Annotated in this window: 1 protein-coding gene; it reads right to left on the minus strand. The window is 70.2% G+C overall.

Annotated features, from left to right (window positions below; all coding sequences use genetic code 11):
* On the minus strand, window positions 1–299 hold a 299-nt coding region (locus AC0L2B_RS00100), incomplete at its 3' end, for an IS91 family transposase (RefSeq protein WP_473743617.1).
* Between the last annotated feature and the right edge of the window lie 16 nt (window positions 300–315).

Genomic DNA, 315 nt, shown 5'->3' on the forward strand with positions numbered 1-315 from the left:
GTGAACACGACATGGAAGTATCCGACCGGCAGCAGGTCGGCTTCGCGCTCGGCGAGCCATGTCCGCGCCGCCGCGCCCTGGCACTTCGGGCAGTGCCGGTTGCGGCAGGAGTTGTAGGCGATGCGCCAGTGGCCGCAGTCCTCGCAGGCCTCCACGTGACCGCCAAGGGCCGCGGTGCGGCAGAGTTCGATCGCCGACATGACCTTGAGCTGCTGCAGTGTCAGGTGCCCTGCATGGGCGGCCCGGTAGGCGGGCCCCGCGCTGCGGAAGATGTCGGCAACCTCGATCGAGGCGCGCACGCTCAGCCGTCGGGTG

The organism is Mesorhizobium sp. WSM4815 (assembly GCF_055811575.1).